The 25192-nt window shown below is 71.8% G+C and carries 18 protein-coding genes and 2 pseudogenes; 7 read left to right on the top strand and 13 right to left on the bottom strand.

Annotation, left to right across the window (positions count from 1 at the left end; translation table 11 throughout):
* Positions 1-66 precede the first annotated feature (66 nt).
* Positions 67-2853, bottom strand: a complete 2787-nt coding sequence (locus NFU81_RS30115; protein ID WP_274037746.1) for a helix-turn-helix transcriptional regulator — start codon at positions 2851-2853, stop codon at positions 67-69.
* Between the two features lie 197 nt (positions 2854-3050).
* Between NFU81_RS30115 and NFU81_RS30110 the strand changes: the two genes are divergently transcribed.
* From NFU81_RS30110 to NFU81_RS30095, 4 genes are all read left to right on the top strand, one after another.
* Positions 3051-5867, top strand: coding sequence for a helix-turn-helix transcriptional regulator (locus tag NFU81_RS30110; protein WP_251496729.1), 2817 nt, complete (start codon positions 3051-3053; stop codon positions 5865-5867).
* 107 nt (positions 5868-5974) lie between these two features.
* The gene (locus NFU81_RS30105; RefSeq protein ID WP_251496727.1) at positions 5975-6973 is read left to right on the top strand and encodes an alpha/beta hydrolase; all 999 of its coding nucleotides are present in this window, start codon (positions 5975-5977) and stop codon (positions 6971-6973) included.
* Between the two features lie 153 nt (positions 6974-7126).
* On the top strand, positions 7127-8107 hold the full coding sequence (locus NFU81_RS30100; RefSeq protein WP_251496724.1) for an AraC-like ligand-binding domain-containing protein: 981 nt from the start codon (positions 7127-7129) through the stop codon (positions 8105-8107).
* The gene (locus NFU81_RS30095) at positions 8089-9180 is read left to right on the top strand and encodes an AraC-like ligand-binding domain-containing protein (protein ID WP_251496721.1); all 1092 of its coding nucleotides are present in this window, start codon (positions 8089-8091) and stop codon (positions 9178-9180) included. Before NFU81_RS30100 ends, NFU81_RS30095 begins: the two co-directional genes overlap by 19 nt.
* A gap of 176 nt (positions 9181-9356) precedes the next feature.
* Here NFU81_RS30095 and NFU81_RS30090 read toward each other — a convergent pair whose 3' ends face one another.
* The 7 genes and pseudogenes from NFU81_RS30090 to NFU81_RS30065 form a co-directional block, all read right to left on the bottom strand.
* Positions 9357-9734: a nuclear transport factor 2 family protein gene (locus NFU81_RS30090; protein WP_422665324.1), complete on the bottom strand. Its 378-nt coding sequence runs from the start codon at positions 9732-9734 to the stop codon at positions 9357-9359.
* Between the two features lie 75 nt (positions 9735-9809).
* Positions 9810-10051: pseudogene (locus tag NFU81_RS41405) on the bottom strand (IS630 family transposase); the annotation flags it as partial.
* A gap of 98 nt (positions 10052-10149) precedes the next feature.
* Positions 10150-10878 carry an alpha/beta fold hydrolase gene (locus NFU81_RS30085; protein ID WP_251496719.1) on the bottom strand — a complete coding sequence of 243 codons (729 nt, stop codon included), beginning with the start codon at positions 10876-10878 and terminating at the stop codon, positions 10150-10152.
* Between the two features lie 36 nt (positions 10879-10914).
* Positions 10915-11886, bottom strand: a complete 972-nt coding sequence (locus NFU81_RS30080) for an alpha/beta hydrolase (RefSeq protein ID WP_251496716.1) — start codon at positions 11884-11886, stop codon at positions 10915-10917.
* A 141-nt stretch (positions 11887-12027) separates the two neighbouring features.
* A pseudogene (locus tag NFU81_RS41400) lies at positions 12028-12372 on the bottom strand (helix-turn-helix transcriptional regulator); the annotation flags it as partial.
* 280 nt (positions 12373-12652) lie between these two features.
* A complete protein-coding gene (locus NFU81_RS30070; RefSeq protein ID WP_251496714.1) occupies positions 12653-13441 on the bottom strand; it encodes an alpha/beta fold hydrolase in 789 nt (262 codons plus the stop codon).
* Positions 13442-13469: 28 nt separating this feature from the next.
* Positions 13470-13646, bottom strand: a complete 177-nt coding sequence (locus NFU81_RS30065; protein ID WP_251496711.1) for a KR domain-containing protein — start codon at positions 13644-13646, stop codon at positions 13470-13472.
* Positions 13647-14990: 1344 nt separating this feature from the next.
* On the opposite strand from NFU81_RS30065, the gene NFU81_RS30060 reads away from it, so the two are divergent.
* On the top strand, positions 14991-17780 hold the full coding sequence (locus tag NFU81_RS30060) for an AAA family ATPase (RefSeq protein WP_251496709.1): 2790 nt from the start codon (positions 14991-14993) through the stop codon (positions 17778-17780).
* Positions 17781-17828: 48 nt separating this feature from the next.
* On the opposite strand, the gene NFU81_RS30055 is transcribed toward NFU81_RS30060, so the two are convergent.
* The gene (locus NFU81_RS30055) at positions 17829-18296 is read right to left on the bottom strand and encodes an SsgA family sporulation/cell division regulator (RefSeq protein WP_251496706.1); all 468 of its coding nucleotides are present in this window, start codon (positions 18294-18296) and stop codon (positions 17829-17831) included.
* Positions 18297-18955: 659 nt separating this feature from the next.
* On the opposite strand from NFU81_RS30055, the gene NFU81_RS30050 reads away from it, so the two are divergent.
* On the top strand, positions 18956-19210 hold the full coding sequence (locus NFU81_RS30050) for a hypothetical protein (RefSeq protein ID WP_251496704.1): 255 nt from the start codon (positions 18956-18958) through the stop codon (positions 19208-19210).
* 11 nt (positions 19211-19221) lie between these two features.
* Here the strand turns inward: NFU81_RS30050 and NFU81_RS30045 are convergent, their stop codons facing one another.
* Complete coding sequence (locus tag NFU81_RS30045; RefSeq protein WP_251496702.1) at positions 19222-19905, bottom strand: hemerythrin domain-containing protein; 684 nt, start codon at positions 19903-19905, stop codon at positions 19222-19224.
* A gap of 51 nt (positions 19906-19956) precedes the next feature.
* Here NFU81_RS30045 and NFU81_RS30040 point away from each other — a divergent pair, with 51 nt between their 5' ends.
* Positions 19957-20583, top strand: coding sequence for a TetR/AcrR family transcriptional regulator (locus NFU81_RS30040; protein WP_251496697.1), 627 nt, complete (start codon positions 19957-19959; stop codon positions 20581-20583).
* 120 nt (positions 20584-20703) lie between these two features.
* Here NFU81_RS30040 and NFU81_RS30035 read toward each other — a convergent pair whose 3' ends face one another.
* The 3 genes from NFU81_RS30035 to NFU81_RS30025 form a co-directional block, all read right to left on the bottom strand.
* Positions 20704-21492, bottom strand: a complete 789-nt coding sequence (locus NFU81_RS30035) for a TetR/AcrR family transcriptional regulator (RefSeq protein ID WP_251496694.1) — start codon at positions 21490-21492, stop codon at positions 20704-20706.
* A gap of 253 nt (positions 21493-21745) precedes the next feature.
* The gene (locus NFU81_RS30030; RefSeq protein WP_251496841.1) at positions 21746-22288 is read right to left on the bottom strand and encodes a hypothetical protein; all 543 of its coding nucleotides are present in this window, start codon (positions 22286-22288) and stop codon (positions 21746-21748) included.
* 257 nt (positions 22289-22545) lie between these two features.
* Positions 22546-25173: an AfsR/SARP family transcriptional regulator gene (locus tag NFU81_RS30025; RefSeq protein WP_251496691.1), complete on the bottom strand. Its 2628-nt coding sequence runs from the start codon at positions 25171-25173 to the stop codon at positions 22546-22548.
* Positions 25174-25192: the final 19 nt, after the last annotated feature.

Genomic DNA, 25192 nt, shown 5'->3' with positions numbered 1-25192 from the left:
CCGGGAGGCCCCCGCCGCTATTCCGCCCGGACGAACCGGACGCCCGACACGCTCACAGTGCGGCGTTCACCGCGGCGGTTGCCGGGCGTCGGGGGAGAGGGCGTCCCGCAGCTGGGTCCTGGACCTGATGCCGAGTTTGGGGAAGATCTTGTGCAGGTGGTAGCCGACGGTCCGAGGCGAGAGGTAGAGCTGCGCGGCGATGTCCCGGTTGGTCATGCCCTGCGCGGCCAGTTCCGCGATCTGCTGTTCCTGGGGTGTGAGGTCGGCGGTGGGGCTCGCGGCCGGCGCCGGCATGGGCGCGCCCGCGGCGCGGAGCTCGGCTGAGGCACGTGCGGTCCACGGCTGGGCACCGAGTCGCTGGAAGATCTCCAGGGCACCGCCCAGCAACGGGCGGGCTTCCGCGGCCCGGCGCCGGCGGCGCAGCCACTCGCCGTAGTCGAGACGGGTGAGGGCGAGTTCGAACGGCCAGCGTGCGCAGGCCGGATCGGTCACGGCGGCAAGGAAGTGCCGCTCCGCGTCGTCCGAGCCACTGAGCAGCGCGGCGGCCCGCTGGACGACGGCGTGCAGGCGGGGGGACACTGCGGCGCCGAGCCCTTCCCGGGCTGATTCCAGTACGGCCCGGGCGTCGTCCGCCCGGCCGGCCCGGACGCCGGCCGCGGCGAGGTCGCCGAGGTAGTACAGGGATGCGTGGTAGTGCACGGGAAGCGGGCGGAAGTCGTGAGTGAACGTCTGGCGCAGCAGGTCGTAGGCGGTGTCGTTGTCGCCTGCGACGGCGGCTGCCAGGCCGAGCGCGTGCCGGTAGCGCACGTTGAGGCTGCGGGACTTGCGCAGGTCGATGCCGTGGACGGCTTGTTGCGCCAGCGCGCGTGCGTCCTCGTGGTCTCCGCGTAGGGCGCGCAGGGTGGCCTGCAACAGCAACGCGCCGACGGTGACATTGTCGGCTCCCGCTTCCGCGGCCATCCAGAAGGCGTCCTCGGCGGTGGCCTGCGCGGCACTCCACGCGCCGGTCTCGAACTGGGTGAAGGCCACGGCCTGGGCCACGGTCGCATTGGTGCCGGCGGTTCCGGTGCGGCGCAGGTGGTCCATCGCCTGACCGAGCAGGCGTACGGCCAGTTCCGTCTCGTCCAGGACCCACGCGGTGGCGCCCAGTTGGGCGAGTTCGCTGAGGGAGTCCTTCGCCATGGCCCCCTGCGCGCGGCGCAGTCGGGAGAGCGCGTCGGCGTGCTGGGTGTGCGGATGGAGTGCGGCATGGCTCCAGGCCGCGTCGATGGCGGCCTGCTCTTGGTCGATTCGCCCGGCGATGCGGTCGAACTCGCCGTGGTAGTAGGGGTCTCCCGAGTTGTAGGCGGAGGTGGCCGCCGTACTGAGAGCGCCGAGGGCCAGGGCCGGTGCCGGGCCGGCCATGGTCTCGGCGACGGGGAGCAGGACCGATATCGCCTCATCGTGCGCGAGGGTGACCCCCAGCGCCCAGCCGCGCCACAGCGACGCCTCGGCCCGGAGCCGGGGGTCCTCGGTGAGGTCGGCGACCCGGCCTGTGAGGTCGCTGACCCACTGCGGGTGGCCTGCGTACATGGCGGACCGTGCCGCCGCGAGCAGCCTCCCGGCGTGCTGGTCGGGGTCGGGGCTGAGCTCTGCCGCGCGTTCCAGGGCCGTGGCCGCGGCGGCGTGGCCGCCACGGTCGCGGGACCGCCCGGCGCTCTCGGCGAGCGCGTCGGCGACCTCCTGATTCGGTTCCATCGTGGCGGCGGACAGCTGCCAGGCGCGGCGGTCCGGCTCTTGGACCAGCACGTTTGCCAGGGCGAGGTGCGCGGCGTGGCGCTCGGCGAAGGTGGCCGCCTGGTAGACGGCGGAGAGTACGAGTGGATGGCGCGCTGCGACCTGGCCGTCCGCGACCCGGACCAGACCCGCCTGTTCGGCCGGCAGCAGGACCCGTACCCCGTCGAGATCCGGCGCGGCCCGCAGGACGTCCGACAGCCGGGTGGTACCCGAGGCGGCCACCAGCAGTAGCGCCTGCCGGGTGTCGGGGGGAAGCCCGGGCAGGTCGGCGGCGAAGAGGCGTTCCAGGCGGCTGGTGAGCGGCAGGGTGGCCGGACCGGCGGGCGCGGTTCTGCCCTGCGCGTGTGCACGGCTCAGTTCGATCAGGGCCAGCGGGTTCCCTGCGGCCTGCTCCAGGATGTGTACGCGGGCACGACCCCGGGGCGGTTCGGGCTGGGCGTCGAGCAGCTGCACCGCCGGCGTCCGCCCCAGCGCTCCGGCGGACAGGTGCGGGAAGTCGCGGTCGAAGCGCGACGGGACCGACTCCTCGCGGGCCGCCAGCAGCAGTGCCGCCCGCTCACTGTCAAGACGGCGGGCGACGAAGGCAAGGAGGTCGAGGGTCGCGAGGTCCAGCCACTGGGCGTCGTCCACCAGGAGCAGCAGCGGCTGCCGGGTAGCGGCGTCGGAGAGCAGCGTGAGCACCCCGAGGTGGAGCAGGAACGGGTCGGCCGCCTCCGCGTCGAAGGCCTTCCCCAGGCCGAATGCGCTCCGTAGCGCGGCACGCTGCCGCTCCGGCAGTTCGTCCACGCCGCTCAGCAGCGGGCGCAGCAGCTGGTGCGCCCCCGCCAGACACAGGCCGGACTCGCCCTCACTGCCGCGGACCCGCAGCGTCCGCAGGTCCCGGCCCCCGGCCTCGGTGGCCGCCCAGTCGACCAGGGTGCTCTTTCCGGCGCCCGGCTCACCGGTGAGCACCAGGACCTTCTGGCCCTCGCCGTCCGCGGCCTCCAGGAGCCGGCGCATAGCGGCCATTTCCCGGTCCCTCCCCACGATCTGCGGTGGAGGCGGGGGTGCGGCAGGGGGATGCACGGGCTTCCTCATCTCTGGCGCCTGATCCGATGTGGTCATTCTGCCAGGTCAGCGAGTCGTCGCGGACGACTGGTCATTCGACAGATGCACTACACCCCGGGCGCCGTGAAGATCGTTGTGCAGTGTGCCGGTGTCCGCCGGGACGTACGAGTGCAGTGTCCGGGGGTGCGCGAATGATGATCGAGGCAGCAGGCAGGGCGGGCGGGGGCGTGGCAGTCGGACCCTGTGAGTGGGACGAGGAGGCGGGCCACGGGCTGGTCGGCCGGGACACCGAACTCGAACGGATTCTTCGCGGCTCCGGGCCGGTGCAGGGCGCGTCGCCCCGGGGTCTGCTGCTGCTCGGCGAAGAGGGGATCGGCAGGACGCGGCTGCTGCGTGCCGCCCGGGAGCAGGCAGGCCGCCGGGGCGCGCTGGTGCTGTCCGCGCACGGGTGGGCCGGGGACCGGGAACGGCCCTACGCCGGCGTGTGCCAGTTGCTCGCCTCCATCGCCGAGGAGATCGGCGTCCTGCCGGAGCTGCACCAGCAGGTGCTGGGCGCGGTGGTCACCGGGACGCCGGGGCCGTCACTGCCCGACCCGCCGGCCGTGCAGGGGGCGGTGCTGCTCCTGCTCCGGCACCTTGCCGCCGACAGGCCCGTTCTGGTGACGGTGGACGATGTGCAGGACTGTGACCGCGCCTCCGTGGACCTGATCGGTACGGTCCTGCGCCATCTGGGCGACGGGGTGTCGGTGCTTCTTGCCGCTCGCGGTGAGGCCGCTCCGACCGGGCTGCCGACGGAAGTCGGCGTGATGCACCTCCCGCCGCTCAGCCCGGGGGCGGCTGCCGCGCTCCTGGACGCGCAGCCCGGTGCGCCCAGGGGCCGGCGCAGGCTGGAACTGCTGGGGGAGGCGCAGGGGAATCCGCTTGCCCTGCTGGAATTGTGCCGACTCGCGCAGCCGGACGTCGAACGGATGCTGCCGGGGAACCGGCGGCCCCGGCATCCGCTGCCCCGGCACGGGGTCGAGGACGTGCTCGCCGCCCTGCCCGCCGGTACGCAAGGCGCGCTGCTGCACGCGGCGATCGCGGACCTGGGGGAGGACGTGGCCACTGTCACGACCGCGGCGGGCGCCCAGGACCTGGGCGTGTGGGCTCCCGCCGAGGCCGCGGGCATCGTCACCGTGACAGACCGGAGAGTCTGGTTCCGGCACCCGTTGATGCGCCGCGCCGTCGGCGCGCGCCAGCCGGCTCAGTCGCGTCGCGCGGCCTATCTGAACCTGGCGGAGGCGGCCGTCGCACCGGCGTCCCGTGCCCGCTACCTGGCAGCTGCCGCACTAGGCCCCGACGAGTCGATCGCCGGCGCGCTCGAAGCGGCTGCCCGGGACTCGCAGAACGCGTTCACCGCGGCGGCCGCCCTGGAAGAGGCCGCCCGACTCAGCCCCGACGCCCGCGACCGCGCGCGCCGGCTGGCCGAGGCGCTGTCCGCCGCCCACCTGGTCGGGGACGCCGACTGGGTGACCGACCTCTACCGTGACTTCACCCGGTCCGGTGGCGACGCCGGGCAGGCCTGCGTGGCCGCCGCCGTCATGAGCACCGCACTTTCGCTGTCCTCACTCCAGCAGGAGGCCCTCGACCTGCTGCTCGACGTCAGTGAGCGGGCATGCCCCGATGGCGGCTCCGAAGCGCTCGCGCTGGCCCTGGTGGGCGCGGCGGTCACCGATCAGTCCGCGCGGCCGGAGCACCGCGGCCACATGAGGGCGCTGTTCGCGCGAACCGACCACGAAGCCCGGCCCCCGGTCCGCGGCGCCGGGCCGCTGTCCCGGCTCGGCACGTCTGAGGCGGCGTCGGCCCTGCACGCTTGCGTGTCCGTGGTGGCGACGCCCGACAGCTCGGCCACCCGGCTGCTGCGCAGGCTCGATCCTCCTCGCCTCGGGCCGCTCCCGGATACTCCTGACCAGTTGGTCAGACGGCTCGCCGTGGCGTGGGTGGCCTATCGGGCGGACGAGCCGGACACCTGCTTGCGGCAGTACCGCAAGGCCGACGCCCAGTTGCGCGCCCGTCAGGCCCTCGGCCTGCGCGCATGGTCCCTGGCGCCGATGGCGGACACGCTGCTGGCGACGGGCTTGTGGGCGGAAGCCGAGACGCTGCTCAGGGAGGGAAGCGGCGATGCCGCCGTACTCGGCCAGTCCCGGGTCCGGGCCGACCTCGACGCGCTGACGCTGACCTTGTCCGCATTGCGCGGTCAGGCCATCCTGCCGTCGTCCGGAACGGAGGCGAACTGGCGTGCTCTCGACCTGGCGGAGAACCGGGCTACGCACGCCCGCATCCTCCGTGCCCGGGCACTGGCGGCGGTGGTCCACGGCGACTGGTCCAGTGCCTACCGCGAATTCCGGATGCTCTTCGACGCGGACGGCTCGCCGCTGCATCCGTTCCTGTCGCCGATCTCGGTGGCCGACCTCGCCTCCGTGGCTCTGCGCACGGGTCGGCTGGCGGACGCGGCGCGGGTGCTCGTCCAGGTCCGCGACCAGCAGGGCGAGCGGCCGACGGCCCGGATGACGCGGCTGCTGCACCATGCCGCCGCGTTGCTGGAGCCGGACGGCGACCCTGAGGAGCATTTCCAGCTCGCCGTGGTTAACCCCGAGGGCGAGCGCTGGCCGTGGGAACGCTCCAGGGCACGCCTCGGCTACGGGATCTGGCTGCGCCGCGCCCGCCGCCCGCTGGAGGCGCGGGAGCAGTTCACCGCGGCTCTGCAGCTGGCAGAAGGACTCGGTGCCGTACCCCTGGCCGCGGCCGTCCGTGCGGAGCTACGGGCGAGTGGAGTCGGTGCCGCCGCGGAACCCGAAGGCGCGCTGGCGGAACTGACCGCACAGCAGCGGCAGATCGTCACACTGGCAGCCGGCGGTCTGTCGAACCGGGAGATCGGGGAGAGGCTCTATCTGTCGCCGCGTACTGTGGGAACGCACCTGTACAACATCTATCCCAAGCTCGGAGTGAGCCGCCGCCACCAGCTCCGGAGCCTGCTGACCGAGGTCGAACTCGGCGCCGGCTGAGGGATGTGCCAGCGTGCGGCACGCGCAGGTGCCGGTGATTCGTCATCTCCTGGCAGCTGGGGCGACGAAGAGATGCCCGAGGGCTGAGCGAGAGATGAGGGCCACCCATGCAGTCGGACTCCTGCGACGGCGCAGGCGAACCCTCGCCGTGCGGGATCGTGCTCGACCCGGCGGTGGAACGGCTGGTGACCGCCCTGGCCGCGCCGCCGTTCCTCGACGAACTCGGCCCGGTCCTCGGCCGGCAAGCGCTGCGCGAGTCCCAGGCCGACCGGATCGACGACTTCGATATGGACGCCGCCTTCCGCGTGGCGCCGGTCGGCCCCTCGGGACTCGTCGGCTTCTGGATCTTCCGCCCCCGGGGCACCACCGGGCCGCTGCCCGCGCTGTTCTACGTCCACGGCGGCCGCTGGATGCTCGGCGACGCCCAGACGCACGTCCGGCTGATCAGCGAGTTCGTCCGGGAGCTGGGCACCATGGCGATCGTCCCCGAGTACAGCCGCACCCCGGAGGCCCGTTACCCAGTGGCGCTCGAGGAGTGCTATGCCCTGCTGGCCTGGACCGCCGCGCACGCCGACGAACTGCAGCTGGACCCCGAACGGCTCGCTGTGGCCGGCGACTGCGCCGGGGCGACACTGGCCACCGCGTTGACGATGCTGGCGCGTAGGCGCGGCGGACCGTCGATCCGCGCCCAAGTGCTCTACTACCCGCTCACCGACTCCCGCTGCGACAGCGAGTCCCAACGGCGCTTCGCCACCGGTTACCTGCTCACTCGCGAGGCCCTGCGGGGGTACTGGGAGCAGTATGCGGCCAAGCCGCGGCAGATGCGCCTACCCACGGCCTCCCCGCTCCGGGCGACCCGCGCGGAGCTGGCCGGGCTGCCGCCCGCGCTGGTGGTGACGGCCGAGGCCGACGTCGCCAGAGACGAGGGGGAGGAGTATGCGCGGCGGCTGCGTGCTGCGGGGGTCGAGGCGAGCGCGATGCGCTTCCTGGGCACCATCCATGACTTCGTCTCCCTCGCGGCTCTGCGGGACAGCCCGCCCACCCGGGCAGCGGTGCGTCAGGGCTGTGATTTCCTGTGTGCGAAGCTGCTGAACGAACCAAGTTGATGTGTACGGGTCAGTTGCTGGGCGGGGGACCAGTCGGCCGACGTATTGAGCCGGGTTGTGCTGTTCGCGCAGGCTGATCCCATGGCAGAAGAGAACAGCCCTGGTGGGGGGAACAGTGGGCGGGACCGCCCTGGTGCAGGGCCGCGGGCACGTGTGCTGTCCACCCGTTCGGTTCCGCTGCACGAGAGCATGGAGTTCTGGCACGACGCGGTGTTCACCGCTCTGGTCGGTATGGACATCAGCGCCCCCGGCGGTACGTACGACGCCACGATGCGCACCGACCGCCTCGGCGGTCTGCAGATCATCACGGTCGACTGCGACCCGGGCCGGGTCGACCGATCCCCCCGTTACGTTGCCGGCGGCGATGGGAGCCAGGTCTTCGTCGCGGTGCAGGGCAGCGGCCTGACGCAGGCCGAACAGGACGGACGTATGACCGAACTGCGGGTGGGCGACATCTGCTTCTTCGAGACGGTCCGGCCGTTCCGCACGACCTACCCGGGACGCTTCCAGCAGAAGATATTCGCCGTGCCCCGCGAAATGCTCGGCCGGGGTGAGGCGGACCTGTGTGCTCTCACCGGGCGGGCACTGCGGCCGAGCGGCGGACTGCCCGCGCTGCTGTCCCCGTACCTGTCCCGGCTGGCCGACGCCTCCGAGTCCTACTCCGCCGCGGTCGGTGAACGGCTCGGGGCGACCGTCGCCGACCTGCTGGCAGCCACCGTCGCCGAGGATCTGGACGAGCCGTCCGATGACCTTCCCGGCGCCGAGCGGGTGCTGCTGCTGCGCGTGCAGGGTCACATCCGCTGGCACCTCGCCGACCCGGCTCTCGGCCCGCAGGCCATCGCCCGGGCCCACGGTATCTCGGTCCGGTACCTGCACCGGCTCTTCGAGGGCGAGGGCACCACGGTGAGCCGCTGGATCCGCGACCTGCGGCTCCAGGAGTGCCGCCGGGAGCTGGCCACGACGGTTGACGTCGGCGCCGACCTCGGGCAGATCGCCCACCGATGGGGCTTCAGCGGGCCGTCCCAGTTGGGGAAGGTCTTCCGTGCCTCCGTCGGCCTGTCCCCGACGGACTGGCTGCGGCAGGAGCGGATCCGGCGTGACGGTGGGGAGCAGCCGTGGCCGGCGACCGCCTGACCGGCAGCGGAGCATTCGCGTTCTCCACCCTGGCCGTCCCCCCGCACGCACGAAGTGCCGCCTGGCAGGCGGCACTCTCCCGGGCGTTCGGCCACCTCCGCGTGACCGTGAAATCCGCGGGGACGTGGAGCGGTACGTTGCGTGCTGAGCACTTCGAGTCCCTGCGGATCGTCACCGAGGAGTCCGGACCCGCCGAAGTGGTCCGCAGCGGTGCCGCGGACGGGCGTGACCAGCTGATGCTGCGTCATCAGCTCGACGGCAGCGCATTGCTGTTGCAGGACGGGCGCTCGGCCCGGCTGGTCCCCGGCGGTCTGGCCTTCTACGACGCGAGCCGGCCGTTCAGGCTCGTGCTCGGCGGCGACCAGCGCGCCCGGGTGCTGACGCTCCCACGTGCCCTGCTGCGTCTGCGGGAGACGCAACTGCGTCGTCTCACCGCGACGACGCTGGACGATACCGAGGACGGCCCGGAAGCGCTGTTGCTGCCACTGCTGTCCGGCCTGGCGGAAGAGGCCGTGGCCGCTCCCGATGACCGTCGCGAGCAACTCGCCCGCGCGGCCGCGGACGTGATCGCGGTCCTCGCCCTGCACCGGGTGGCGGAGCAGCCGGCACCGACGGCGGCCCTGCTCTCCCGGATCGAGGCGTTCATCGAGTCCCGGCTGGGCGATCCGGACCTGACTCCGCAGTACATCGCGGACCAGCACGGTATCTCCCTGCGCTATCTGCACCTGCTCTTCCAGCGGCAGGGCATGACGGTCAACTCCCGTGTGCGCGCCCGCAGACTGGCGGCCGCCGGGGAGGAACTGGCCCGGCCCGAGGCAGCCCGGCGCGCGGTCGGCGCCGTCGCGGCCCGCTGGGGGTTCACCAGTTCCGCCCATTTCAGCCGGGTCTTCCGGGAGGCCTACGGAATGTCGCCGGTCCAGTGGCGGCGCGACGCGCTGGCGGCCTGGAAGCCGTACGCCGGCGCCTCCACACTGCCGACTCATGGAGGAACTCCTCCGCCGGATCCGCGCCTTGTGGGACCGGCGGACCGCCGAAGCCATCCTGGGGAAGTGTTCCAAGGGACGACACGGTGAGGAGCCGTGAATTACGACCTCGGGGAAAATTGAGGTCGGGACGTGCTGGCCCGGCGCTTCGGCTGGTGCTGCTCGCGGCGACGTTCCGGCTGATTTGGCCGTGACATGAGAAGGGCCGCGCAGGTTGAGTGAGTTGTGAAGCTGAGCTGGGTCCGCGCGGCCTGCTCCCAGCCGCTTCACATGGGTTCAACCAGAGCCGCCCGCCACTCCGGGCGCGGATCAGCCCCAACACTCGTCCAATACTCCCGGCCACGCACGATCCGTCCCTGCTGGACGGTCCAGAACGAGGCCGCGCGGAACACGCCGAACTCGTCGTGCGGGACCTCGACCTCGGAGACCACCTCGTTGCCGTCAGCCACGATCCGCAGTACCCGAATCGACCAGCCCTCCGGGTATTCGCTGTTCACCGCGACGAAGTTCTTGTTGCCGACGATGCGCTCCGCGCTGATCGGCCACTCGACCACGACGTCCTCCGCGACCAGGTCGGCGACAGCTGACCAGTCGCGCGCCTGGATCCGATCCCACAATGCCTCGACCACTCCTGAAGAGTCCATGGGGGCACCCTTGCACGGGCCACTGACATCCCGGCCCTGAGGGTTGTTCGGCGATGTTGCGGCGCATCCCGGTGGTGAGGCCAACGGCAAGCGGCGGCGGGAGCGTCCTCTCACGCGGAGGACCGGCGTGTGACCGCGGCGCGATGACGTGCGGGTGGTCGGCGGGGTCATCGAGAAGCCGGCCTCGTCCTCGAAGACGAGCCGGCCGTCGAGCGCCGCCACGGTCCTTCCCCGTCCGGCCGGGTCTCCTTCACCCAGCCGGCCACCCCGGCGTCGTCGCGCTCCATCGCCCGGCGGGCGGGCACCTGGCAGCTCCAGTAGCGGCTGACCGCTGATGTGATCTCCTGGACGGGGGTACGCGCTGCCGGCTGCTGCCGTCCGTCCGTGCGGCAGCAGCCTTCGGCGGGCGCTGTGGTCAGTGAGCCGAGGTGCGAGCGGCTTCGCGGATCAGGTCGGCGACCCGCTTGGGGTGGGCGAGCATGACCAGGTGCGAGGAGTCGACCTCGACGGTGGTCATCCCGGCGCGCTGGTAGCCGTAGCGCTCCACGTCGGGATTGATGGTGTGGTCGGCGGCGGACACCAGACCCCAGGAGGGCTTGGTCTCCCAGGCCGCGGCCGGTGCCCGGTCGGCGAACGCCTGGGCGGCCAGCGGGCGCTGGGAGACGGCCAGCACCGCGGCGAGCTCCGGGTCGACGTCGGCGGCGAAGATCGCGGGGAACTTCCCGGCGTCCACCGTCACGTCGGTGCCGCCCTCGGCGGAGCCCTCGATCGGGAAGGGGGTGTACACGAGTGCGGCGGCCAGGTCGGAGTCGGGGAAGCGGCCCTGGAGCTCGCCCAGGCTCTCGCCCTGCTCAAGGGCGTAGCCGGCGAGGTAGACCAGGGCTTTCACGTTGTCCTCGACACCGGCCACGGTGATGACCGCGCCACCGTAGGAGTGGCCGACCAGGACGACCGGTCCGGGGATGTTCCGTACGACGGAGGCGATATAGGCGGCGTCACCGATGAGGCTGCGGTTGGGCACCGCCGGCGCCACCACGTCGAAGCCGTCGGCCAGCAGCTCCGGGATGACGGCCGCGTAGCTGGAGGCGTCGGCGAACGCGCCGTGTACCAGGACGATGGTGGGGGTGGTGGATGGCTGGGTCACGAGGGGTTCCTCACGTATCGGGGCTGCAGGCCGGGGTCAGGCCGGGTGGAGAGCGGTGCGCAAGGTGGCCGTTGCCAGGGTGATGGCGGCCTCGGCGCCGTGGGTGGAACGCAGCGCGTTGAGCATCACGAAGTCATGGATGACGCCCTGGACGCGGACGGCGGTCACGGCGACGCCCGCGGCGCGGAGCTTGGCGGCGTAGGCCTCGCCCTCGTCGCGCAGCACGTCGGCCTCGGCGGTGATGACAAGGGCGGGGGGCAGTCCGGTGAGCTGCTCGGTGGTGGCCCGCAGCGGGGACGCGGTGATCTGCGCGCGCTCGCCCTCGTCGGTCGTGTACTGGTCCCAGAACCACTGCATGCCGTCACGGCGCAGGAAGTAGCCGGTCGCGAACTGGTGGTACGAACCGGTGTCGAAGCTCGCGTCGGTGACCGGGTAGAACAGCACCTGCTGCACCAGGGGTACATCCCCGCGCTCCTTGGCCATCAGCGTCAGCGCGGCGCTCATGTTGCCGCCGACCGAGTCGCCGGCCACCGCCAGCCGAGTGCCGTCCAGGTCCTTGGCGGCCCCCTCGGTGACGACCCACCGGGCGACGGCGTAGTTCTGCTCGATGGCCACCGGGTAGCGGACCTCGGGCGACAGGTCGTATTCGGGGAAGACAACCGCGGCTCGGGCGCCGACGGCCAGTTCGCGAATCAGCCGGTCGTGGGTGTGGGAGTTGCCGAACACCCAGCCCGCGCCGTGGATGTAGAGGATCACCGGCAGGACACCGGTGGCCCCGGCCGGCCGCACGATCCGGGCACGGACGCTGCCGGTGGCTCCCCCGGTGACGGTGATCCACTCCTCGTCGACCGCAGGCTTGTCGATTTCACCGGACTGCACCTCGTCCACGGCCTTGCGGCCGTCGGCAGGAGGCAGGTCGAACAGGTACGGCGGGTTGGCGGTCGCCTCGGCGAAGGCCAGGGCCTCCGGTTCGAGAACGGGCTGGACAGGTGTCGTCACGTCGGACATGTGCAGTTCCTCGGAAGTAGGGGTTACGTCATTGCTGACGTTCACGCTAGGGGTCGATGACCTGCGTGTTTGACGCTGTGTGCACTGCCTTCACCCTGCCCGTGCACGTCGTGGCCCGGCCGGCCGGACATCGCGGGACCCTCAGACCGAGGTCCGTACATCCATGTCCACCACGGCAGGCGGTTCAGAGGATCCGGTACGCGCGACGACCTGCCATTCGCGCGGTGAGAGCCCGTAAGCGGCCCGGAAGACCCGGCTGAAATGGGCAGGACTGACGAACCCCCAGCGCTGCGCGACTGCCGCGACCGTGGGGGCGGCGCCGGATGCGCGGGACAGGTCGCGTCGGCACATGCGCAGCCGTTCGCGCTGGATCCAGCGGGTGAGGGTGACGCCCTCGAACTGGAAGAGCTTGTGCAGATACCGGACCGACACGTGGTGAGCCGCCGCGATCCCGTCAGGGGAGAGGCCGGGGTCGGCCAGGTGACGCAGGACGTACTCCTTGACCCGCGTCAGCATGCCGCGGGCCGCTTCAGGGGCGCGCGGGTCCGGACCGCCGCTTCGCTGCTGGACCAGGAGCGTCAGCAGGTCGGCGGCGGACATGGCCAGGTGGGCGCCGCGGCCCGCCAGCGGCAGGCGCCCCAGCCATCGCCGAGCGGACGAACGGACATGCTGCACCGCCCCGTGACACATCTCCGCTGACGCACCGTCCGCCCGGCTGCCGGGCGGACCCGTGCGAGCGGCGCCGGGTCGGCCTCGGCCGGTGCGCTCACGCCAGCAGGCGCGCGAGCCGCTCCGGGTGGGCGAGGTGGGGGAAGTGGCCGCCCTTGGGCAGGACGGTGACGATCGCCTCGGGCAGAGCGGCGCACAGCCAGCGCCGGTACTCCGGGTCGGGCTCCGCACCGGCGACGTAGTGGTAGGCGGTGCCGTCGGCGGCGATCCGCGCGAGGCGCTCGGCGTGCCGTTCCTGCAGTTCGGGCGCCGGGGTGGACAGCAGCTCGTCCCAGTATCCGAGCAGGAGCTCCTGTGCCGGCACCGTGCTCTGCCCGGCCAGGCCGCGGACGTCCGGCGGCAGTTCGTCGATGCCCATGCCGCCGGCCAGCCGGTTCCAGAGGGTGCCGTAGCCGGGCCCGCGCAGCAGCTGCTCGTTGTCCCGCAGCATGGCGGCGAAGCCGGCCACCCAGAGCGGCTGATCGATGTTGACCGCGCCGAGCACCGGGTACACCGCTGCATACGCGGTGGCGATCGCACCGCCGAGGGAATGCCCGACGACGACCGGTGCGGCCAACCCGGCCTCACCGACCGCCTGGTGCACGACCGCCGCGACGTCGTCCAGCCCCTGCCGGCCGAGCAGCGGCGACTGCCCATGGCCGGGCAGGTCGACGGCGAGGACGCTGCGGCCGGGATCGCAGACCTCCAGTGCCCGCAGCAGCGGGCCCCACTGGCTTCGGTCCCCGCCCAGTCCGTGCAGCAGGACGAACGGCGGGCGGCCGTCCGGCTCGCCGTGGCGCTCCGCCCTCAAGCCGGCGTATGTCAGGGGCTGTCCGCTGGTGTTCACGTAGGTGTTCCTTCCCCGGGATGCGTGCTTACGTGACAGGAGGCGTAACGCCACGGGGAACGAACTGTGCGTGGCGGGCGTCTTTTCGCGCACTACGGCCGTGCAGGATCAGCGTGTCGCCGTGTACGGCGAGCGCGTGGGCGAGGACCCGGCCGAGTCCGTCGGTCGCGCCCGTGACGAGCACCGTCCGGTGCGTATGGCTCATGGCTGCTTCCTCCTCTGTCGGGGGCCGGACGGAACCAGCGGTCCGCTGTCAGCTGCGCGGCACGTCGCGAAGTGCGGTGCGCCGACTCCGCTCATCACACGTGCCGTGCCTCGTAACAGGTTCAGTCGCCGGCGTCGGCTCTCGGCGCCGAGAGTGCTCTTCGCGACACCTATTCCATGCCCTTTCGCCGACACACCCGAGCCTTACTCCCGTATGCGACGGAAGCCGGCGCTTGCCTTGCCTGAGGGATGAGTGGTCACTCCGCGCCGGCCCCGGGTACGTCCTCGGGGCGGTCGGCGGGTCAAGCCTGCCTCGTCCTCGAAACAGATGCAACCCTCGCCCACGGCCGCCCGGGCTCTTCCATCTCGGTCCAGGTCGCCGCCTTCCGGACGGTGGCGGCCTGCTTGTCGCGCTCGGCGACCCGCCGTCCGGGAATCTGCGGGCCGAAACCCGGGCCGGTGCGTCAGCCTGGTCGCTCCGGAGACGATGGAGGAAACATGTCTGTGGCGACGCGATGTCAAGGGTCGCGAGTGTTGCCGGGGAGTCCCTGCCCGCGGCACACGGAGACCCCGTGGCACCTCTGTGATCGATGACACACGTGTGAGTCACCTGTGGATGAGTACGATCTCGTCCGCGGATCGTCCGTTCCTCGGACGTCTCTGCCGATCGGGCGGCAGCCCACAGATTGGCGGCGACCGCCTTTTATTGCAGGTCAGACAGCAGACACACCAGAGCCCTTGCCCTACTCGACGTGCTCCGAGCCATTCGGAGCCATCATCAGTACCGGTCGAGCGGCGTTCACTGGAGAGCAGGAACCCGGTACTTTCCCAGCCGCAGTTCACCAGGTGGGGTGGCCACAGGACGACGGTCAGGGATCCGCGATCGGGGATCCCCGTCCCACGGTGCCGGATCGGAGCGATCCACGAACAGTCGCCGGACGGCCAGGACGCGACGCAGGACGACGCGGAGGAGTCCGCCGCGTTCCCCGTCCTCGTCGGCGCCCTGATGACCACGGGCCGCGGGTCGGCAGGTTTCCGGACGCCTCACACGTCCCGGGTCCCTCGGACGCCCGGGTGGTCCGGCCCTGCGGCCACCGATCACCGGCGGTCTCCACGACGTCCCCGGTCGCACCTGGATCGACTCCCGCGCATTGACGGCGGCACGGAACGGGCACTGCGCTCCTACAATGGCCGGGCACCCATGGAGGAACGCAGATGGCACGGTTTGCGAGGACGCGAACGACGTACGCGTCGCCGCCCAGGGCCGCCTCGATGGCGTCGGACACGCGCTCGGCGGGCGACGCTGTACGCCGTGCCCCGGGCCGTACGGCGAGGGCGGTGGCCCGTGGAGTCCAGTGACTCGCTGCGCGTCGGCTCCGCCGACTCCTTGGTGGGGCGGGACGTCGACCTCGACCGCGTCCGGGAACTGCTCGGGCAGCGCGAGGGCGGCGCCCTTCTGCTGTCCGGGGATCCCGGCGTCGGCAAGTCCGCGCTGCTGGACGCCGTGGCCGCGGCGGCCGCAAGGAGTGGAACCCGCGTGCTGCGCGCCGCCGGTGCCGAGTTCGAGGCGGACGTCAGTTACTCGGTGCTGAACCAGATTCTGCTGCCGCTGCACAGCGTCCTCGACCGGCTCAGCGCCCCCAGCAGAGAGGCCATGAGCGTCGCGCTCGGGTTCGGATCCGGTCCGCCGCCGAAGCGTCTGGTCGTCTGCAACGCCGCGCTGGCTCTGCTCCGGTCAGCAGCCGAGGACGGCCCGGTACTGCTCGTCGTGGACGACCTGCCGTGGGTGGACCGGGCGAGCGCCGCCGTCTTCGCCTTCGTCGCCCGGCGGTCGACCGGTGACCGCGTCCGGTTCCTCGCGGCCTCCCGCACGGGTGTCGGCAGCTTCTTCGACGGCAGCGGAGTGCCGTCCTACGTGCTGCCCGCCCTGGACGCACAGGCCGCCGCCCACCTCGTCGACCTGCGCTTTCCCGACCTGGCGCACCCGGTGCGCCAGCGCCTGCTGGATGCCGCGCGGGGTAATCCGCTGGCACTGCTCGAACTGCCCGGCGCGCTGCGCACGGAACAGCGCGCCGCCCAGGAGGTCCTGCCGGCGGTCCTGCCGCTGGGTGAACACCTGCAGTCGCTGTTCGGCTCCCGCGTCCGGTCCCTGCCTGCCGCGACCCGCACCCTTCTCCTGCTCGCCACCCTGGACGGCACCGGCGACCTCGGTGTGCTGTCCAAGGCCGCGCGGGAGATGGACGGCGAGACGGACCTGCGGGATCTCGACGCCGCGGAGCATGACGGGCTCGTGCGGGTGGACGAGTCCTCGCGCCGCCTGGTGTTCCGGCACCCGCTGATCATGTCGGCCGTCGTCGAGACGGCCACCAGCAGTAGCCGGCGCGCGGCCCACCGCGCCCTGGCACAGGTTCTGGGCGACAAGCCGGAGCAGCGGGCCTGGCACCTGGGAGAGGCGACGCTGCAGCCCGACGAGGAGGTGGCCCTCCTGCTGGAGCGGACGGCGCACCGCATTCTCAACCGCGGCGACGCCGTGGCAGCGATCGCGGCGCTGACCCGGGCCGCGGACCTCAGCCCGCTGGACACCGACCGCGCGCGCCGGCTGGCCGAGGCCGCCTACGTCGGCGCCGAGGCGATCGGCGCGCTGCGCGGCGCGTCCGTGCTGCTGGAGGACGCCTGGCGCGCGGATCCCGGACACGGTGCGTCCCTTCGCTCCGCGACCGCCGCGGTACAGCTCGTGTTGAACAGCGACGGGGACCTCGCGACGGCGCACCGCCTGCTGGTCGGCGCCATCGAGCAGGGCGACCACGGCTACGACGCCGAGGACCCGGCACTCAACGACGCGCTGCACTTCCTGCTGCTGCTGTGCAACTACGGTGCGCGCGAGGAGCTGTGGGCGCCCTACTACGCAGCCGTCTCCCGGCTGCGCCCCGCCCCGCCGCCGCTGCTGCTGGTGGCCGCGCGTACCTGGGGTGACCCTGCCCGTGCCGACGCGGCGACGCTGCGTGAGCTGGACGAGATCATCGACGGCGCGACGAAGGAGACGGACCCGGCCCGGGTCGTCCGGGTGGGTACCGCCGCGCTGTACCCGGACCGGCTGGCGGCGGTCCGTGAGGCGTCCTGGAGGCTGGTCCGGCAGGGGCGCGAGGGTGGCCCGGTCCGCCGGCACATCGGCGCCCTCCTGCACCTGTGCCTGGACGACTACCACCGGGGCAGGTGGGCCGAGGCCCTGGAACTGTCGGAGGAGGGGCTGACGTTGTGCTCGAAGTCCGGGTACACCGTCTGCACCTGGCTCTTCCAGTACTCCAAGGGCCTGGTGACCGCGTCCCAGGGCGACACCGAGACCGCACACGCACTCGCGGACGCGATGACGAACTGGGCGGTGCCCCGCGGCTTACGGGAGGCCGTCTACGGCGCCCGGGAGGTGCACGCCCTCGCGGACATCGCCGGCGGCAACTTCGACGCGGCGTTCGGCCACGTCAACGCCGTCAGCCCCGCCGGCAGCTTCCCGCCGTACGTCGCGCACGCGACTTGGGTGTTCTTCGACCTGGTGGAGTCCGCGGTGCGCACCAACAGGCGCCCGCAGGCGGCCGCACACGTGCGCGCCCTGCGCGAGACGAACGTCGCCGGGCTCTCTCCCCGCCTCGGGCTGCTGGCCGCCGGCTCCGAGGCCCTCGTGACGGAGGACGACGCCGAGGCGGCCCGCCTGTTCACCGAAGCGCTGGCCGCACCGGACACGGACCGGTGGCCGTTCGCCCAGGCGCGGGTGCGCCTGGCCCAGGGCGAACGGCTGCGCAGGGCAAGGGCGTTGTCCGAATCCGAAGGCCCTCTGACGGCCGCGTTGAAGACTTTCCAGCAGTTGGGCTCCTCCTCCTGGGCCGAGCGCGCACGCAAGGAACTGCGGGCGGCGGGCCGGGTCGTACCGTACGCCGATGGCGGGGGAACGGCTGCCCTCACCGCACAGGAGCGCGAGATCGCGGAGCTGGCCGCCACCGGTCTGACGAACAGGCAGATCGCGGAGCGCCTGTTCATCTCGCACCGCACCGTCGGCGCCCACCTGTACCAGATCTACCCGAAGCTCGGCATCGCTTCCCGGGTGGCGCTGCGGGACGTGCTGCGCCGGACGCCCCCGGACTGACCGTCGGCCTGGGTCGGGCGGGCTCGCCCTCCCCGGCCGGGTCCCGCGTCAGCCGGAGTCAACCCCGGGGCTCCGGAGCAGGTTCGCGGCGAGGTCCCAGTCGATCCCGGCCAGCTCACGATCCGCGTTGACGACCTCGTAGGTGTGCTCCAGCCACTCTTCCAGTGGTGGCACGGGCAGCTCGAACAGGGCTGCCATGTCACCCGAAGCCAGCCGGAGCCATGCGGTCGCGCCCTCTCCCAGGCTTGTCGGCCAGATCTGGACGTCACCGAGTCCGCTCACCGAGTACAGCCCCTGCGTGATGAGGTCGCGCCCGATACGCCACCGGACCCGTGGCCCGCCCTCGACGAGAAACTCCACGGACACGGTCGAGGGGCACGTCGGATCGAACCGGAAGGTGGCCCTGACCGCCTGCCGGGTGGATATGCCCAGCAGGCGCTCGATGTCCAAGATCAGCTCGGGATGATTTTGCGATGCCATTCGTTGGGTGTGGACCCGTGATTGGTGAGCGCTCATGTCGGGCGGATCCTTTTTCTGGGGCCTGGGGCTGGCCCGACCTACTTTTGTCGCTGTGCGGCCGTCGCACATAGGTAACTTGACCGTGCTGTTTCGGCGGTTCCGACGGTGGTCGCTGCAGGCGCGAGTCTCCCGGCGATCAGGGAGCGCCCCGACGTCATGGTCGCCAGGCCTTGTGCCCGCGGCCGGGGAAGGCTGGGTGCGGGGGTCGGGTGTGACGCCCGCGAACCGGAAGACCTCGACCTGGGCCTGCCACCAACCGGCCTCCAGTAGCAGCACACGGACCTCGGCGTTCCCGGTCAGACGCGCGGCGGGCACGCCACGCGGCCGTTCCGCCGCCGCCGGCGAGGACATCGCCGGCAGGTTTCCGCGCAGACATGATCATCCAATCCTTCGCGAACCATCGATCCGCAGTTCACTATACCAGTGAGTCGAATCGATGGTTCGTTATTTCTGATATCGGTGAATTAGGCGGGTGACCCGGGTGGTGGCCCGGCCCTCCTCCCGAGCCGCTGCGGCCTGCCTGGGCCCGCGGAGCGGGCCACCGGCTGACGCTGACGGTCCCGTTGGGGCGCCCGTGGCAGCACCGCGCGCCGCGGACGACAGGACCGGCGGTGTGCGCATCACCGGTGACGAGGTGACCGGTGCCGGAGCCGCCGGTGCGAGGCTCCCCCCGGGCGGTCGTCGCCGGCACCGTGGTGTGGGGCGCGGAGGGCAACGGCATCCTGGTCGGCGACCGGGCCGAGGTCCGCGTCACCGGTGGAACCGTGCGGAGGACCGCCTACAGCGCCGTCCGCGTCGCCGGTGAGGCGAAGGCCGAGATCACCGCCCTGCAGGTGGAGGACACCCCGCAGCACGGCATCGGTGCCACCGAGCACTCCCGGCTGATGCTGGGGCCCCGCTCGGTGACATGACGGCACGGGCTTCAGCGCGACGCGCCGGCTCGTACCCGCCGCACGTGGTCGTCGTACCGGCGGGCACCCGTTGTCCGCCACAGCAGCCGGGCCGGGGCGGGCATCTCCGAGAGGAACCAGCTGCGTTCGCCCGGCGTGGCGTCCTCCAGGATCATGCCGGCCAGGGTCAGCTTGCCGGACAGCGTCCTGGGGCCGTTCTTCATGGCGTGCTTCTGCGGCGCCAGCCATTCCGCCACGGTGATGTGCTCGTGGATGAGCGGAAGCACATCCGCCTCTTCCAGGTCCAGGTGCTCGGCCAGGGCCGGGCCGAGATCCCGGAGGGCGCCGGCAAGCCGGTCCCGGGCCGCGGGGTCGGCCTCGGCGGTCCAGGCGGGCAACTGGGCGGCTACGGCGGCGACGGCGTCGGCGATCGCCGTGTGCTGCTTCTCCATGGTGGCGATCAGGTCGCGTTCGTACGGGACACGTTCGACGAGGATCGGCCAGAGCAGTTCGTCTTCGGCCTCGTGGTGCTCGTGCAGCAAGCCCAGAACCAGGGAGAGGTGCTCACCGAGCAGGCGCGCACGGGCGGTGTCGGCGGCGGGCACCCCGGCAACGAGACCCGGGAGTCGGTCGAACTCCCGTCGCATGGCCTGATGGATGACCTTCATCTGCTGGATCTCGGGCTTGTCGACAGGGGAGTCAGGGTTAATGAGCATCTATTGATAGTACTCTGATTAATATCAATCGATGCCTGTGATAGTAGTGAGATGACGAAGCGCACGTACAGTTCCACGGTCCGGACCATCGCCGCCGGTCAGACACGTTCCGCCGTCCTCGTGGCCGCGGAGGAGCTGTTCGTGGAGCGGGGATACGCGAGGGCCACGGTCTCCGCCATCGCGGAGCGGGCGGGGGTCGCGCTGAACACCGTGTACACGAGTGTGGGCGGCAAGCCGGCGCTGGTGGAGGCGCTGGCCCGGGAGGGCACGGAGGACGAGGAGATCGAGACCGCCCTCACCGCTCTGCGGGCCGTGACCGACGGCCGGGAGATCCTGCGCCTGACGTCCGAGAGAACCGGCGAGGTCACCCGCCGCCATGAACGTGTGCTGAACTTCCTGCGCGACAACGCGACCACCGACCCAGCGGTGGCCGCCGCGGCCGAACATTCCGTCGAGCGCTACCGCGAACGGCTGGCACTCGTCGCCGACCACCTGGTGGCTGTGCGGGCGGTCCGCCCGGACGCGGTCCGGACCGAGCAGATCCTCTGGTTCTACTTCGGTCAGGGGGCATGGCGGACCGTCCGCGGGTTCGGCTGGAGCTGGGAGGACGGCGCGGCCTGGCTGGCCGCACAGGCGGCTGACGCTCTGCTGCACACGCCCACGGGCGACGGCCCCTGACAACCGGCGGGCGCCCGCCGCGGAGCCGGCCCGGCCCTACCGGCCCGCGCCCCTACACCCTCGACGTCATCCCGGACCGACCGGGTACTGCCCGGAACCGGACACCGGACGCGGGTGGTCTCACCCGCCGTCGCCGGGGCCCAGGGAGGTACGCGGCCGGGCCGGCTGCTCCCGCACGGTGTCCGCGAGGCGGTTGAGCCACTCGACGAGCAGGGGCTGCTCCGCCCTGCTGAGGGCGTGGACGGCACCGGGGCCCAGTGCCGCGCGCAGCTCCATCGCGCTGCTCGCTACGAGGCTGTCGCCCTCGTACTTCCCCTCGTCAGCTGCACGGGGCGGGGTGACAAGGGCGCCGAGCACAAGCTCGCGTGCCACGTCGAACACCACGAGATCACGCGACTCCTCGGGGACGCTGATCATCGTGATGATCGTGCCAACGCCTACGGCGTGCATGACATCGGCGGCTCGCTCGACACTCATCCGCAGCCGCCCCGCGGCGGCCACTCGCGTCACCATACGCCGCAGTTCCTCGACGGCCTGCCGGCCGGCTCGCGGGAGGTGGCCGGAGCGCGCCTGGCCGTAGACCAGCGTGTAGTACACCGGATGTGCCAGTCCGAACTGGACCTGCAGATCCCAAGCCGCGCGCAACTGCTCCACCGGGTCCGCGATGGATGTGAGCCGCAGCTTGGAGTCCAGGTACATCTGGAAACCGTGTTCGCCCACGGCCTCCAGCAGCCCGTCCTTGTCTCCGAAGGTCCGGAAGATGGTGGGCGGCGGAACTCCCGCGGCTGTTGCCACCGCGCGGGTCGAGACCGCCTCCAGCCCGCCTTCCTCCAGTAGTCCGGCGGCGGCCTGAACGATCCTCTGCCGCAACGTCGCGGGCACCTGGCCCGCATCCGACTCATCAGCCATGATCCGACGGTACCAAATGGGACGGATCACCGATTCGGCAACCGGCCCCCCGCGCCGTATGCAGGACCTCGCCTACGGCGCCGACGTATTTCGGCATCCGCCCGTCCACCTGAGGTCACATTGCCCCGAGAACACCCCCACTGTGACGTCATCGTGGTCGGCGCCGGCCCCGTCGGCGGCGAGTGCTGGACTCCGGTGTGCGGCATGAACAGGATTCCGCACTCTTCAAGGCTCCCCGGCGGACTGCGCGGCTCTAGCGACGAGCCGACGCAACGAGGGTGTACATGACGGAGTGCTGCTGCTTGTGCCGCTGCGCACTTCCCTTGGCGACAAGGGATTCCAGGGTGTTCCGCACGACCTGCGGCGTGGGGTTGCGGTCCGGGTTCTGCTTCAGAAGCTCGTCCCGCAGCTCCTTCGCCGAGCGCGGCTCGTCGTGGTTGCCGAGCAGGTCCTGCAGGAGGTCACCGAGCAGAGGCTGGTGCGACTTCCCCTTCGTGCCCGTCTTCGCCGGGGCGGTCCTGGCCGGAGCCTCGCGCCGTGAACCGGCCGCGGCAGGGGCCTGCTTCGCCCTCGCGACGACGACCTCGTCCTGCAACTGCTCCGGCAGCCGTGACCTGTCCGCGAAGCCCTTGTAGCGCTCGGCGAGGTTGAGGATCTCTCCCAGGAGGGCCTCCTCCTGCCTCAGCACTGCGAGCCTCTCCGCCAGCTCCTGCTGCCGCCGACGGTTCTCCTCCAGATCCGAAGCGGCTTGTTCCACGTACCGCGACCGGAGCGCGGCAGCTGATCGGCTGGACAGAACCGTTCACTCCCTCGATAGATGACGTCGGCATGATACCCACGTCGAGATGTCCCTCTGCGGACGCACCGAGCGGCACCCAGGCGTGGGTCCGTAACTGAACACGTTGCACGCGACTGCTTCACGCCAGCCACACGTGCCTTCCCTGGGACACTGGTCCGGGACCGGGGAGTGTGCGTGATCCGCAGCATGTCGCGGGCGAAGTCGACCAGCTGCCGGTGTCCGTGGTTCGCGCTGGAGTCCCCGCCGTCGGTTGTTCACCCGGGCTCTGCGGCCAACCGGAGTTCGACCTGCTCGGCGTCCCGGGTGCGCCCCACCTCCCGGTAGTGAGCCGCCGCCTCGGTCCAGGCCTGCCGGGCCTGCGAGGGGTCCCCGGAGTCGGCGTACACATGGCCGAGATTGCCCAGGATGGTAGCGGCTTGCGGCACGTTGCCGAGCACCTGGTAGAGGTTCAGGGCAGACCGGTAGTGCTCAACTGCTCGCTCGTGGCCACCGGTGAGGTGTTCGATGAAGCCGAGGCTGTCGAGGGTGTTCGCCTCCCCGTCCAAGTTGCCGTGCCGGCGGTGCAGGGTCAGCGCCTCCGAACAGTGCCCGCGCGCCGCGTCGGGATGGCCGAGGTGGGCCGCGTACCAGCCGACCTGGTTGAGCGCGTACGCCTCCCAGATCGGCTGGTTGAGTCTGCGGTACAGGCGCAGCGCACAGGCCGCGTGGTGCAGTGCCTGGCGGTCATCCCGGCGGCCGTCCCAGGTCCGGGCCAGCTGCCGGTGGGTGTGCGCCTGCTCCAGCGGATCGGGATGCTCGGCGATCCGCGCGAGTGCCTGGCTCAGGTAGTTCAGCGCCTGATCGTACTGGCCCAACTCGCCGTAGGCGTGGCCGATCATTCGGCGGGCCCGGATCCAAGTCACCGGGTCGGACAGTCGATCGGCGGCGGCCAGGGCGGCCAGCCAGGCGGCCACCAGGTTGGCGTACTCGGCCTCCGACCAGGCGGTGTTCAGGACGGCGGGGGGCAGGTGCGGCTGGGTGTGCGGAGCCGGTGCCGCCAGGCGGGTCAGGGAGCAGTGCGGCAGGCCCGGGTGCTCGGCCGCGCAGTGGCATGGCAGGCACGCGGCGACGCCCGGGACGGGGGCCGGCACGGTGCCGAGGCCGGCGACGCCCGGCGCGGGAGTGTCGGGCACGGCCGGCGCCGGCACGCTGCCTTCCCGCCCCGGTTGGACGGCCAGCATTCGGAACGCCCGGTTCACCTCGGGGGCGAAGGTCCGGACGGCCCATAGGGCCGCGTTGCGCTCGTCGGTCGCGCCGTGGTCCGGGAGCGGATCCGGATCCCCGGTGTCCCTGCCGTCTCCGTCGCCGTCCGGGCGGAGACGGCCCACCCGCCGGCGCGCGGCCCGCAGCTCCCCGACGAGCTCGGCCAGCGGCCGGTCCGGTTCCGCGATGGCCTTCGCCGCGGCGATGTTGAGCGCCAGCGGCAGGCCGGCGCACAGCTCGGTCAGCCCGGCGACGGCCGGTCCCTGGCGTTCCACCCGCTCGGTGCCCAGCCGATGGCCCAGCAAGTCGTGCGCCTCGGAATCAGCCAGTGGGTCGAGGGTGATCGGCACCGCGCCGTCCAGGGCCACCAGGTCGGTCAGCCGGGTACGACTGGTCATCAGCACGACGCTGCCGGGCGAGCCGGGCAGCAGCGGCCGGACCTGGTCGGCGTCCCGGGCGTCGTCCAGCAGCACCAGCATCCGGCGGGCGGCTAGGTGCGAGCGGTACAGCGCGAGCTGCTCGCCGACGTCCAGCGGGATCTGCCGGGCCGGCACGCCCAGCGCGACCAGGAACCCGTGCACCGCGGCCGCCGGCGTGACCGGCACGTCGAACGGGTCGGCACCGCGCAGGTCGACGTACAACTGCCCGTCGGGGAAACGGTCGCCGTGCCGGTGGCCCCAGTGCACGGCCAGCGCGGTCTTGCCGGTGCCGACCGTGCCGTCGATCGCTGCGATCACGGCCCCGCCGCCGACATCAGTCTGCTCGGTCAACAATTGGTTCAGCAGCAATAGTTCATATTCACGGCCAACGAAGTGCCGAATTGAAGACGGTAATTGACGGGGGGCTACCACCGCGTCCAACTCCCGGATCGCGCCGGGCCGACGCGGGGCCAGCAGCGAAGTGTCGCCGTCCAAGATCCGTTCTTGCAGCCGGCGCAGCTCCGGGCCCGGCTCGATGCCGAGTTGGTCGACCAGCGTCCGGCGGGCGCTGTGGTAGGCGTCAAGCGCCTCGGCCCGGCGGCCGGCACCGGCCAGCGAGCGCATCAACTGAACGTGCAGACGCTCGCGCAGCGGGAAACGCGTGGTCAAGTCCTGCAGTTCGGGGATCAGGTGCTGGTGCCGGCCGAGGTGCACCTGCGCCTCGATGTGGTCCTCGACGGCCTGTAATCGCAGTTGCTCAAGGCGCGGGACTTCCCTCGCCTGGAGAAGATCTGAGGTGATGTCACTCAGCGGAGTGCCGCGCCACAGCCCCAGGGCCTCGGCGAACAGTCGGGTGGCCAGCGGCCAGGCCTGCTCGGCCGCAGCCGCCCGGGCCTGCCCGCAGAGCTGCTCGAAGCGCGACAGGTCAAGCTCGTGGACGTCCAGTTCGCACTGGTAGCCGGGGGAACCGGTATGGATCCGGGCGCTGACAGCCGGGCCCAGCGCCCGGCGCAGCCGGGCCATGTAGCTGCGCACCGTGCGTTCGGCGTCCGCGGTCGGCTGGCTGTCCCAGACGATATCCACCAGCTCGTCCACCGGGACGGTCTGGTTCGCCCGGGTCAGTAACGCGGCCAGTAAGGTCCTGAGCCGGCCGTGCGGCAGGACGATCTCGGCATGAGAGTCATCGACGATCGCTAATGGCCCCAAAAGGCATAAGAGCATGGGAAAGGCCTCCCTTTCG

Source organism: Actinacidiphila cocklensis, assembly GCF_907177275.1.
In the GTDB taxonomy this organism is placed as follows: domain Bacteria; phylum Actinomycetota; class Actinomycetes; order Streptomycetales; family Streptomycetaceae; genus Actinacidiphila; species Actinacidiphila cocklensis.
The sequence above is the reverse complement of the archived record's forward strand: the minus strand, read 5'-3'. Positions and strand labels throughout refer to the sequence as shown.

Excerpts from the sequence above, each read along its gene's own strand:
- NFU81_RS30105 (WP_251496727.1), top strand. The coding sequence starts at position 5,975 with ATGCAGTCGGACTCCTGCGACGGCGCAGGCGAACCCTCGCCGTGCGGG.
- NFU81_RS30080 (WP_251496716.1), bottom strand. The coding sequence starts at position 11,886 with ATGTCCGACGTGACGACACCTGTCCAGCCCGTTCTCGAACCGGAGGCC.
- NFU81_RS30040 (WP_251496697.1), top strand. The coding sequence starts at position 19,957 with ATGACGAAGCGCACGTACAGTTCCACGGTCCGGACCATCGCCGCCGGT.
- NFU81_RS30055 (WP_251496706.1), bottom strand. The coding sequence starts at position 18,296 with ATGAGCGCTCACCAATCACGGGTCCACACCCAACGAATGGCATCGCAA.
- NFU81_RS30065 (WP_251496711.1), bottom strand. The coding sequence starts at position 13,646 with ATGAGCCATACGCACCGGACGGTGCTCGTCACGGGCGCGACCGACGGA.
- NFU81_RS30115 (WP_274037746.1), bottom strand. The coding sequence starts at position 2,853 with ATGAGGAAGCCCGTGCATCCCCCTGCCGCACCCCCGCCTCCACCGCAG.
- NFU81_RS30090 (WP_422665324.1), bottom strand. The coding sequence starts at position 9,734 with ATGGACTCTTCAGGAGTGGTCGAGGCATTGTGGGATCGGATCCAGGCG.
- NFU81_RS30035 (WP_251496694.1), bottom strand. The coding sequence starts at position 21,492 with ATGGCTGATGAGTCGGATGCGGGCCAGGTGCCCGCGACGTTGCGGCAG.
- NFU81_RS30045 (WP_251496702.1), bottom strand. The coding sequence starts at position 19,905 with ATGCTCATTAACCCTGACTCCCCTGTCGACAAGCCCGAGATCCAGCAG.
- NFU81_RS30025 (WP_251496691.1), bottom strand. The coding sequence starts at position 25,173 with ATGCTCTTATGCCTTTTGGGGCCATTAGCGATCGTCGATGACTCTCAT.